This window comes from Mycobacterium sp. TH-M106, assembly GCF_057473765.1.
Genome location: NZ_JBYCLE010000454.1, coordinates 1 through 9,763, shown reverse-complemented (window position 1 = coordinate 9,763; position 9,763 = coordinate 1). Strand labels below are relative to the sequence as shown.

The following is a 9,763-nucleotide window of genomic DNA, read 5'->3' as shown; positions in this document are numbered from 1 at the left end:
CGAAGTCGTCGATGATCAGCAGCCGGATTTGGGCCAGGCGGCGCATCTCGGCTTCGGTGCTGTTGTCGAGGCGGGATGCTTTGAGCCGCTTGAACATCGCATCAGCACGTAGCATCAGGGTGGGGATGCGCCGGCGTATGGCGATGTGCCCCAGGGCTGTCGCGAGGTGCGTTTTTCCGACCCCGACGGCGCCCAGAAGTAGAGCCCCATGCGGGCCGTCGAGGAACCGCAGGCTGGTCAGGTCGGTCCACAGGGTGCGGTCGTAGCGCACGGCCGCGGTGTCGTCCCAGGAGTCCAGGCGCATGGCCGCGTCCAGGCCGGCTTCGCGGGCGCGGCGGGCCGCTGAGCTGGTGTCTCGGCGGTGAGCCTCATCGGCGAGGATCAGCTCCAGAAACGCCGCGTGCGACAGGTGCTGCTGGCGGGCCAAGGTGAGTCGTTCGGGCAGGGTGTCGAGCATGCGCCCGAGTTTGAGCTGACGCATCACATTCTTGAGGTCAGTCGAGATCGGGTCGCTGACAACAGGTTTAGTAGCCATGATGGGTCACCGCCCCTCGGGCTGGTCGCTGCTGGCGGGGGTGGTGGTGTCGCCGTTGATCACGGTCAGCCAGTTGGGCTGCTGCCGGCCTTGTGGGCGGTATTCACCGGGGTCACGGGCAAACCGGGCCGGGGCGAGCCCGGTGGCCGCCCGCGGCGGCTCGGCCGGGGTGTTCTCGGTGGCCTTTTGTAGCATCGCGGCGATCTTGGACACCGAGACCACGTCGAGTTCCAGGGCTCGCCCGCAGGCGGTGTTCACCGGGGCTGGGCCGTAGCGTTTGACCAGCCCCAACAGCCGGTAGACTTGGCGCATCCGTGTCCAGGGCAGCTGGTGATCGAGCAGGTGTTCGGCGTAGATGCCGATATCGGCCCCATGGCCGGCGGCGGTGGTGATCAGCTGGGTCAAATCCCGCATCGCGTAGCCGGTCTTGTCGGCGGGCAGATCGGCCGGGTCGGTGGATCGCCCGCCGGCGGGCTGGCGGGGATGGGTCTTGACCAGCGTGCCCCGGTGGAACGCTTTGACCAGATCGCCGTCGGCGCGCACCGAAACAGTCTGTCCGCGAAGGTGTTCGGGGATGGAATACAAGGCTCGGTCGACTTGGATGTGGTAGTCACGGTGAACCTTGGCTTGGGCGTAGATCGGCACCTGGTAGACCGCGGCCGGGGCGGGCAGCAGCAGCGCGGCCTCACACTCGGCGAACACCACCGCCGGGCGCGCGCAGGTGGTGCCGTGGATACGCTGGCCGGCCTTATCCGCGCACCAGGCTTGCGCGCGGGCCTGGGCGTCAGCCAGATCCACGAATTCCTCACCGGCGAAGAAGTTGCCGCGTACGTACTGGACCATGCGTTCGACCCGGGGTTTGTCACATGGGTGGGCCACCCTGGCCGGGTCGGTGAAAAACCCGCGGGCCTGCGAGTACTCCGTCCACCCCACACTGAACCGCGGATCGGTCGAATCCGCCTTGGGCACAATAGGTGTCATGTTATCCGGGATCAACACCTTGAAGACGCCGCCGTAGAACCGCCAGGCCGCCTCGCAGCCGGCGATGATCGCTTCCAGGGTCTGGTTGAACGTCAGCCACACGAACATGTGCCGCGAGTAGACCGCGGTGAAGATCAGCGCGTGCACCACCCGGTTGCGCCCCGATCCGGCGTCGAAGATCGTGCCCATCCGACCGAAGTCGATCTGGCACTCCACACCGGGCTCACCGTCGACCACCGGCACCGTGCCTGCGGCCCCACGGCCGCGGTAGTCGGTGCACGCCGTGCAGTACCGGTGCAGGGTCCGCTGCGGCACCATCGTGCCTTGGCGCGCCAGCAGGTCACAGATCTTGACCACCGTCAGACCCTTTTCCACCCACTTGACGATCTGATCATGGTTGGCGCGCAACAACTCCCACGTTTCACCGTGCCCATCCGGCCGGCCCGGACGCACCGCCTCGATCACCGCGCCGATCAGCTCATCGGTGAGCTGATCAAGATCACCGCCACGATCCAACCCGGCGGCCACCGCCGCGTTCGTATAGTCACGTGCGGTCTTGCGGTCCACCCCAGCCAACACGCCCACCCGGCGCAAGCCGACCCCCGACATCCACACCCGCAACAACTCACGTACCTCGATCACCGAAACCTCCCGATACATTCAGCGGACCTCCTTCACATCGATTGACATGAAGCGATCCGACCCAGTAATCGAGCGGCCACCGGCGCGACACGCCGGGGGTCCCATAACTGGCAAACGGGTGGTCCAATGAAGCTGGCTAAACCCTGGTCAAAGTGGTCCCATCACCGTGGCGGTCGACACGTGTCATCCCAAGTTGCGCGCAAAATCCAGGCTAATCGCGGACATGGCCAGATTCCCCAGTTTCGATGAGAATGCTGCCCAAGGTTCACTGAGATCGGACAAGTATCGCACCGGCGTCTGAAGGTTATGGCGTCGATTTCACGCGTCCTCTGACCCTCTCCGCGTTTCGTCACGTGACGGGCTGTCGTTGTGCCCGTAACTGGTCAAGGGCGCTCTAGTCGACGGTCCCAGCAGGCACCACCCACTGGCAAGGTTGGCCAGTCACTGCCGAAATCAGGTCGAAGTCTGCGTCGTAGTGAAGAACAGTGAGTCCGTGTTCTTCTCCGGCGGCGGCGATGAGTAGGTCAGGAATCTTGCGGCCGCGCTGGCTTCGCTGAGCCAGGAGTCGCTGGACCTGAAGCGCGCGACGATGATGCGATTCGGTCGATTCCACAAGCTCGAATGCATCCAACGCCGCTATTAAGTCGTCCCACTCGGCTTCATTCCTCGCCGAATAGCCGACCTCGAGATCGGTGATACGGGCCCGCGCGAGTTCGCCCGAAGCCGCGAGCGGTTCCACCACCTCCCGGACGCTGGGCTGGCTGAGTCGCTTTATCACACTGGTGTCGATAAGAAACGTCAGCGCCATGCCTCGGCGCGATCTTCGGACGGCGCGGCGGCCAGTGCATCCAGAGCGGAGGCCACGTGTTCTGCGCGGTGCGACGTCGCGCGGCGCAGAGCCGCGTTCACCGTCTCTTTGATCGTGGTTGTTCCCAGTTCTGCGCGAGCCATCTCCAATGCCTGTTCGTCAATGTCGATCAGATGCTTGCCCACGTGCCTAGTATATACAGGGAGGCGCGCGATATATACCCGCGGTACGGCCCGGTCGCGAGTCACCAGAAGGCGGTTCGCCCCGGGTTCGATGAGAAAGCGTGAGGTCCCCCAACAGGGTCCGGGTTTGTCCCCGCCTGAGGCAACCGCGTCGTAGCTGCTTCAGCGGTCGCTCGGGATACGGATGTGGGCGGGGTCGGTGTTCCGTAATCCTTTGAAGCTGGCGTGGCGAAGCCAGCGGTGGGCCACATATTCGCGGTAAGCGACTTCGCAGACCAGTTCGGGTTCGACCCACGACACCCCGTGTGCCTCAACGGGATTGGCGGCGGGTGTGGCGGTGCGCGTGATGGGGTGGAGCATGGCATAGAGGTACCGGCGGGTGGTGTCGCTGAATCCGGTTCCGACTTGTCCGACGACGATCAGGTCGCCGTCGTCGTTGTGGCCGGCTAGCAGCAGTGAGCCGATACTGGTGCGTCCCCCGGGACCGGCGGCGTGGCAGTAGCCCACGATGATCAGTTCGCAAGTTGGGCGGACGAGGGACTTGATCCACTGGGTGGTGCGGCCGGGCCGGTAGGGCGCGTCAAGGCGCTTGGCGACGATTCCCTCCATCTGGTGGCGGGCCGCGACGTCGAGCATGTCTGCCGGGACCACCGCGGTCAGGGCACGCGGAATGGTCAGGGTGGGCGACTTGTCGACGACCATGAGTGCGTCGAGCAGTTCGCGGCGTTGGATATACGCCTGAGTGGTGAGGCTGCGGTTGTCGAGCGCTAGGAGGTCGAAAGCCAGCAGGCGGACGGGCACTTCGCGCAGCAGCTCGGGGTGTGGTCGACGTTGCTGTGGCCAGCGGCGCTGCAGGCGGGTGAACGATGGCCGGCCGGTGTGATCGACGGCGACGATCTCGCCGTCGAGAACCGCTTGGCGATCGCCGATGGCGGCGGCCACGCCGGCGAGTTCGGGGAAGGTCCGCGACACGTCTGCACCATGGCGGGTGAAGACCGTGACCGCGCCGTGCTGGACGTGGACGGTTGCTCTCTGGCCGTCAAACTTCCACTCGACGGCCCAGCCATCCGCGCGTCGTGGCGGGGTGCCGAGCGTCGCCAGCATCGGTGCCCATGCCGGATTTCGCACAGGCGTCTGGGTGGCCACCGGATCGACGGTACCCGCCCGCTCGGCGGTGGGATCTATCTGCGTGGTGATGGTCCGGTGATGCAGCCTGCATCACGGCTTAGTGGGCGTGGACGATATTCCGCGGCGCTTCGCCGGCGCGACGGATCTGCACGTCATACCTCACGTCGGGTGGGTGCCTTCGGTGCCGATGAATTGAATCTCGCTGATAGCTACGGTGGTCACCTCATCGGGAGTCCCCGACGCGGTTGGGCTTGGGGACGTTGCGGATTGAGGCGGATCAGAGGTTGCTTTGACGCGGATGAGTAGTTTGCTGACAGTGGCTGGTGGATTGAAGGTGATGAAGCGCCAATCCCTGGCCCCTGCGGTGTCGATGACGACGGGGTCGCGTTTGAGGTCCTTGGGGAACCACACCTCGAGTTGGGTGACAATGCGGTGCTTGGACCATTGGTCGGAGCCGTCGGGCGCGGTGGCGTCGAAGCCGCCGATGGCCCGGAGTTGGGTCAGGGTGACTTGGCGGCCGAAGTCGACTTGCAGGGTTTGTCCGTCCTGGTTCTTGACCCGGGTGCAGACCCATGCGGTGTTGAAGTCGCCGTCGAAGGCCCGGTTGGCGTCGGAGTAGTTGGCGTCGCGCGGGCACACGTCGCTGGCGGTGACCCCTTTGAGGATGGTGTCTTGCCGTAGCGGCGCCTGTGAGGGTGGTGGCGGTGCGGTCGCGGCCGGTGTGGTGATGTGGGGTTGCGGGTTGATGTCAGAGGTGAGGTAGTTGACGGCGGCCAGGGCCACCAGCAGGATCACCACGGCGGCCGCGGTGATGAATGCGGTGTGCATTCGGCGATCGGGCGGCACTCGCTTGTTGAACGCGCGGCCGCCGGCGCGGGCCGCGCGTCCGGACGCGCGTAGGGCGCGGGTGAGCAGGCCCGGCTTGTCCGGCGGTTGACTGTCGTTGGGGGTGTCGTCGTCGGGTGGTGGGGGTAGGCCGCGGCGGGCGGGCCGGGTGGTTGTGCGTGGGGCCAGCGAGGCCAAGATGAGGCGGCCGTTTTCCCAGCCGTGGTCGGTGTGGAGGACTTGGTCTGTGCTGCTCATGGGCTACAGGGTGTCGCTGTCGATGGTGTTGTAGATGGCGTCATGGGCGAGCTGCTGGCTGCTGCGCTCAGGTAGTGCCGGGCGGCTGTAGTCCGGGCGTAGCGTGACCGGCGGTGTCGCCATAGGCGGACCGCTGTAGTAGTGGTGATGGTGGTTGATCTGCGTCAGGTGGGGGCCGGGAGCGGCGGCCTTGGCGGGAGCGCGGCGGGGATGGCGCCGGCGGCGCACACGGCGGATCTGGCGGGCGGCCACGCGGGCGGCGGGCCAGGTGAACCAGAGCGCTCCGCACAGCAGAAGGCTGTAACCGAGCGCGGCGTCTTCGGGGGCGCCGAAGAAGTGGACGGCGGCGCCGGTGAGCAGCACCGCGGCGATCAGGGCGCGTATCACGGTGAACCTCCGGGCGAAGTTGTGGTGATGTGGTGGGCTGCGGCGTCGCGGGTCAGCTCGGGGTTGTAGGTGATCAAGGTGTGGAGTCGGGGGCCGGCGGACAGGGCGGCGGCGATGTGGAGCGCGTTGGTGGTGTGCCCCGGGGCGGGGGCGAGCTCGATCGCGACGTCGAGGAGCCGGTCGGTGACTGCGACGAGGTCCAGGCCGGCCAGGACGTGGTGGGCGTGCTCGGCGGCGTCGGGGTGAAGAGTGGCCACGGTGCGCATGACGTCGGCGCGGCTGAGGGCGCACGTGAACCAGGTGGTGTCGGTGCGCGAGCGCAGGTAGTCGGCGAGGGCCGGGGACTCAGGCGTCGTGGTGATGAGTTTCATGATGGCGGTGGGATCCAGGTAGATCACGGCGGCGGGGACTGGGGGCTGTAGCGGCGGTGCGGGTGGTCAAGGATCTGGGCCGGGGTGAGGCGGGCGGGCGTGACTTCCTTGCTGGCGATCAGGGCCGACCAGGCGTCGTTGGTAGCGGGAATCAATTGCGCGACCGGGTGCCCGTGGTGGGTGATCTCGATGGTGTGGCCGTCGGCCACCGCGCGCAGAAGCACACTCGCATTCTGGCGCAATTCACGGACACCAACCCGTTTCATGTAGCACATCGTAACTCAGCGTGCTACATGAGGTACACAATCTGGACCGTTGTTTCAAGTTGCCTCCCTTGGCTGCCCACACCTCGAACGATTCTCCGACGGCTAGGTGCCCAACTCGCCTCAAAGTGCCTGGTCTCCGACCAACGATTCGTACGCCTTGGGTGGCTGCTGAGTAGCCTTGACAAAGATCAGGCGCGGCCAGTCGCGTGCGGCCTGCGGCGGAGGAGACGACGACGAGGATCTCTCTCGACGACTTCGTCAACACCCTCGACCCGGCCCGCGCGACTGTTGAGATGTTCAGCCCGTCCCTGCACCTAGAAACCATCGACGCCGTCTACGACTCCGGAACGGTGCTGTGGCGCGCCGACATCACGATGACCCACGTCGACTCCCACGTGGGGGACCCGGACGTGGTCGTCGGCCAGAGCTACTTTGTCATGGCCCGCACCGGCGTCGAAGGTCTCGCCCAGGAGTTGCTCGGCCGCGAGGAGTTCCACCACCTACGCACCGACCGGTTCGCCCCACTGTTCGACGACCACTGCATCGGACCCGAGCTGGCACAACAGTTCTCCGACTGTGTCGAGGTCGTCATGATCGCGCTGTGGATCGTCGTGGACCCCGCGCTGCAGGGCCACCGCCTTGGCGCGTGGTCCCTATGCTGCCAATGCATCGAAACGTTGACGTCCTCCTCTGGCTGAAGCCAGGGGATTCCAACCTTCCCCTACAACCTATGCGGCAGGAGAGTCGTGTTGAGGTTCACGGTTCATAGACCGGCTAGCGCCGAGGTCTCCCCGTGCTGTCACCGCCCGTCCGGCGGCGATATTGCGTGCAGCGTTTACGTCGGCGTTGCACGGACCTGTGGTGCAGGACTCGCAGTCGAATACCGCTTGGCTCTTGCGGTTTCCGGCAGCGACGTGCCCGCACGCCGAGCAACGTTGCGACGTGAATGCGGCCGGGATCTGCTCGACCCGACCGTAAGCTTTGTGCTGCAGCCGCGCGGCGAGCAAACCCCAACCGCTGCGGCTGATTCGGCGCGCGCGGCAGTCAGCTGGGCGCACTGCTCGTGATAGCCCGGCGCGCGACGGCCCGGTCGCCAAAACTGCTGCTGCTCGACCGCCAAATTCCACACATACCGGGCGTGCCGGCAATGCTCAGCCAACCCCACCACCTGACCAGCAGCGGGAAGCAACCGATAACGCGACACCCCCGCAACCTAACCCCCACCACCGACACCAGAGTGAAAGGAGAAGCGGCGTTTCCTCCCGCGGCTAAAGCTACGGGTCTCCACGCCGCGACAAACCGATGATCCCCACGTCCAACGGGTTGATCCTGATGCATCCGCATTGGGATTCCGAGGCTGATCCGGCACCGTCCGTCGAGCAGTTGGAGACGGTCGAACGCCTGAACAAGTACTGGATGACCGCGGGTATGGTGCCGCTTACGGCGGGCCCGCAGTTCCTCGGCCAGCACGCCAACCGTCACGCGCTGAAATTCGCGCTGCACGCCTATCGGCAGCGCTTCTTCGACGACGACTACCTGATCGAGGTGCCGCTGGACCCGCTTCGGCAGCGGATCCGCGACGGCGACGACTTCCTCTGACGGAAACTAGTCGATGCCAACCGTTAGTCGAACGAGCGAGACGCGGCGGCGGACGGCAGCAGGGTGAAGCACGGGTCGGCGTACTCAGCCTGACGCATGAGAACCGACTCGGATCGGAGAAACGGTGAACCACAACGCGAAACTGCGGTGGCCGATTGTGGCCATCGTCTTGGCGCTTTTAGGTCTATGGATCACATGGGATCACCCGCATCTCATCGATAAGGTGACGGGCGTTACCGTCCTCAGCCTCGGTGCAGCGGGAACGGTTTGGGGACTCGTCGAGAAATGGCCGCTTTGACGTCCCTCTGGAGGGCAGGGACAGGTGGGGCTCCCCTGGCTCCGACCAGAGGAGGACGTCAACGTGCCCACGACTATGCCCCGGCGGCGGCGAGTTTGTTCGTTGCACTTGAGGCCCAACGTCCCGTTTGGTGAGGTCGAATCGTTGTCCCTGCGGCGACGTTATCCGCGGTCACCACCACGACGCGGAGACGACAACCCAACTGCCGCATCTGCCACACCCACGGACTGTGTTCTGCCACTCCCTGGCCCCGGGGGCTCACGCAGTGACCCGTGCGGAAGGGTCCGGTCGCGCGGTACCGGCGCGGGCGGCTCGGCACGCCGTGGCGCACGTTGGCGCGGGCTGGCGCGCATCCGGTGATCGAGGGTGTTTGAGGGCGGTGAAGCGTCGGGATGAACCGCGGTCTGCCGGTGCTTGCGGGGCTGTGGCCGGCGGCTTGGTGCCGGGGTCGGTCGGGGCGCCTGCAGAGCCTTGGCGGAAGGTCTGGGCGCGGGCTCGGAGGGCGGGTTGAGTGACCAATGACGGGGACTGTGCGACCCGTGATTGGTGCGTGGTGGCGCGCTGTGGAGCGGCATCCCAGCACCGGCCGGGGCAGGGCGTTTTGGTGGCGGTGGGGCTGCTGGTTGATCGCGAGCGGCGGGGCCCGCCGGTGGGCGTTTGGAGGTGGGTTGGCGCGGCCTGGAGCGGTCGGTCGGTTACCGGCGGTCGCGTGCTCGGTCGGTGTCGAGTGCGGCGCGTAGCGCGGCAATGTCGGGGTGGCGAACGTAGACATCCCAGTTCTTGTCTAGGTCGCTGAGGTCGTGGCCGGCGGCCAGGTCGAGGCCGAGCTCGGTGAGGCGCGCGGCGAGCTGGCTGGGTTCGCGGCACAGCGTATAGACGGGCCAGTGTTCGGTCTTGCTCGCGGCGACGGCGCTGGTGGCGCCGGGGGTTTCCGACCAGCCGGTGAGGGTGATTGCGCCGGTCGGTTCGCGCAGCAGCCAAAGCCCGTAATCCATGTGGGTGGTCTCCTGGTAGACGGTCATTTACGAGCTCTGGGCGGGGGTGTCTGGGGTCATGGGTGTCCGGGGTGCCTTTCAGACGATTCTGTTGAGTTGGTTGACGAAATAGCGTTGGACGAGCTGGGTGCCGGTGTGGCCGGCGGGGTCGAGGCGGGCGGTGTCGTAGTCGTTGTGGTAGTCGCCCTTGATGAATTCGGCGAAGTGTTTGAGTGCGGTGGCGACGGTGGCGGCGCTGAACTGGGCGAAGGTGGGGCCGAAGATGCCGGTGGCCTGGGTTCCGATGCCGCCGGTGGCCACGCTGATGGCGTTGATGACTGCGGTGACCAGATCGCCGAGGCCGGGGCCTGGGTGGGCGAGGCCGGCCCCGACAGGGCCGAAGGCGCTGACGTTGGTCGCAAGTCGGGAATCTACCCCTTGCGCTCGGGACAGGGGCCTGTACCCGAGGGTGTGGCGGCCAGGCGCTATAGCTTTGCCCTGTCGGGTGT

Annotated in this window: 13 protein-coding genes and 2 pseudogenes; 2 read left to right on the top strand and 13 right to left on the bottom strand. The window is 66.2% G+C overall.

The window, feature by feature from the left end:
* The 9 genes from AC2VOP_RS16265 to AC2VOP_RS16225 all read right to left on the bottom strand — a co-directional run.
* Nucleotides 1-535 (bottom strand): ATP-binding protein (locus tag AC2VOP_RS16265; RefSeq protein WP_486961932.1); only part of this gene is annotated, 535 nt, incomplete at its 3' end.
* 6 nt (nucleotides 536-541) lie between these two features.
* Nucleotides 542-2,176 (bottom strand): IS21/IS408/IS1162 family transposase, encoded by a 1,635-nt coding sequence (locus AC2VOP_RS16260; RefSeq protein ID WP_486961931.1) that lies wholly within the window; start codon nucleotides 2,174-2,176, stop codon nucleotides 542-544.
* Nucleotides 2,177-2,552: 376 nt separating this feature from the next.
* The gene (locus AC2VOP_RS16255; protein ID WP_036473422.1) at nucleotides 2,553-2,966 is read right to left on the bottom strand and encodes a PIN domain nuclease; all 414 of its coding nucleotides are present in this window, start codon (nucleotides 2,964-2,966) and stop codon (nucleotides 2,553-2,555) included.
* Nucleotides 2,957-3,151: a hypothetical protein gene (locus AC2VOP_RS16250; RefSeq protein ID WP_036473423.1), complete on the bottom strand. Its 195-nt coding sequence runs from the start codon at nucleotides 3,149-3,151 to the stop codon at nucleotides 2,957-2,959. Before AC2VOP_RS16250 ends, AC2VOP_RS16255 begins: the two co-directional genes overlap by 10 nt.
* A gap of 159 nt (nucleotides 3,152-3,310) precedes the next feature.
* Nucleotides 3,311-4,294 (bottom strand): non-homologous end-joining DNA ligase, encoded by a 984-nt coding sequence (ligD, locus tag AC2VOP_RS16245; RefSeq protein WP_306460743.1) that lies wholly within the window; start codon nucleotides 4,292-4,294, stop codon nucleotides 3,311-3,313.
* A gap of 141 nt (nucleotides 4,295-4,435) precedes the next feature.
* Nucleotides 4,436-5,359: a discoidin domain-containing protein gene (locus tag AC2VOP_RS16240; protein WP_036473425.1), complete on the bottom strand. Its 924-nt coding sequence runs from the start codon at nucleotides 5,357-5,359 to the stop codon at nucleotides 4,436-4,438.
* 3 nt (nucleotides 5,360-5,362) lie between these two features.
* Nucleotides 5,363-5,746 carry a hypothetical protein gene (locus AC2VOP_RS16235; RefSeq protein WP_036473426.1) on the bottom strand — a complete coding sequence of 128 codons (384 nt, stop codon included), beginning with the start codon at nucleotides 5,744-5,746 and terminating at the stop codon, nucleotides 5,363-5,365.
* Nucleotides 5,743-6,144, bottom strand: a complete 402-nt coding sequence (locus AC2VOP_RS16230) for a PIN domain-containing protein (RefSeq protein WP_051641673.1) — start codon at nucleotides 6,142-6,144, stop codon at nucleotides 5,743-5,745. The genes AC2VOP_RS16235 and AC2VOP_RS16230 overlap by 4 nt, the downstream gene beginning before the upstream one ends.
* Entirely contained in the window at nucleotides 6,141-6,383 is a 243-nt protein-coding gene (locus AC2VOP_RS16225; protein ID WP_196771116.1) for a type II toxin-antitoxin system Phd/YefM family antitoxin, read from the bottom strand. Before AC2VOP_RS16225 ends, AC2VOP_RS16230 begins: the two co-directional genes overlap by 4 nt.
* Before the next feature lie 206 nt (nucleotides 6,384-6,589).
* Between AC2VOP_RS16225 and AC2VOP_RS16220 the strand changes: the two genes are divergently transcribed.
* Nucleotides 6,590-7,081: a hypothetical protein gene (locus tag AC2VOP_RS16220; RefSeq protein ID WP_036473429.1), complete on the top strand. Its 492-nt coding sequence runs from the start codon at nucleotides 6,590-6,592 to the stop codon at nucleotides 7,079-7,081.
* A gap of 30 nt (nucleotides 7,082-7,111) precedes the next feature.
* Here AC2VOP_RS16220 and AC2VOP_RS16215 read toward each other — a convergent pair whose 3' ends face one another.
* Together AC2VOP_RS16215 and AC2VOP_RS16210 are read right to left on the bottom strand one after the other, a co-directional pair.
* Nucleotides 7,112-7,441, bottom strand: coding sequence for a zinc ribbon domain-containing protein (locus tag AC2VOP_RS16215; protein WP_225337343.1), 330 nt, complete (start codon nucleotides 7,439-7,441; stop codon nucleotides 7,112-7,114).
* Nucleotides 7,442-7,491: 50 nt separating this feature from the next.
* Nucleotides 7,492-7,587, bottom strand: a pseudogene (locus AC2VOP_RS16210) (helix-turn-helix domain-containing protein); the annotation flags it as partial.
* A gap of 98 nt (nucleotides 7,588-7,685) precedes the next feature.
* Between AC2VOP_RS16210 and AC2VOP_RS16205 the strand changes: the two are divergent.
* Entirely contained in the window at nucleotides 7,686-7,982 is a 297-nt protein-coding gene (locus AC2VOP_RS16205) for a hypothetical protein (protein WP_036473430.1), read from the top strand.
* A gap of 993 nt (nucleotides 7,983-8,975) precedes the next feature.
* On the opposite strand, the gene AC2VOP_RS16200 is transcribed toward AC2VOP_RS16205, so the two are convergent.
* Both AC2VOP_RS16200 and AC2VOP_RS16195 read right to left on the bottom strand, forming a co-directional pair.
* Entirely contained in the window at nucleotides 8,976-9,302 is a 327-nt protein-coding gene (locus AC2VOP_RS16200) for a hypothetical protein (protein ID WP_036473432.1), read from the bottom strand.
* Between the two features lie 51 nt (nucleotides 9,303-9,353).
* Nucleotides 9,354-9,763, bottom strand: a pseudogene (locus tag AC2VOP_RS16195) (hypothetical protein); the annotation flags it as partial.